This window comes from Bacillus cereus group sp. Bce019, assembly GCF_051781745.1.
Classification (GTDB): Bacteria; Bacillota; Bacilli; order Bacillales; family Bacillaceae_G; genus Bacillus_A; species Bacillus_A cereus.
In genome coordinates this window covers 1-259 of record NZ_JBPWJX010000212.1, presented here as the reverse complement: position 1 = coordinate 259, position 259 = coordinate 1, and the positions used below count along the sequence as shown (strand labels likewise).

The window sequence follows — 259 nt, the reverse complement described above, 5'->3', positions numbered from 1 at the left end:
CTGGTCGAACGCGGTCACATCTACATCGCCCAGCCGCCGCTGTACAAGGTCAAGCAAGGCAAGCACGAGCAGTACCTCAAGGACGCGCACGAGCTCGATGCCTTCATGCTCCGCGTGGCGCTGGCTGACGCCGAGCTGCACACCGGCATCGACGGCACCGTGCTCAAGGGTGAGGCCTTCGAGCAGCTGGCGCGGCAGTACGTGCTGGCCGAGAACGTGATCCAGCGCCTGTCGAACTGGATGGACGCCGAGGCCCTGC

Annotated in this window: 1 protein-coding gene; it reads left to right on the top strand. The window is 65.6% G+C overall.

The features are described from left to right. A partial coding sequence (locus ACS2QP_RS28055) for a hypothetical protein (RefSeq protein ID WP_438883110.1) occupies positions 1-259 on the top strand: 259 nt, incomplete at both ends.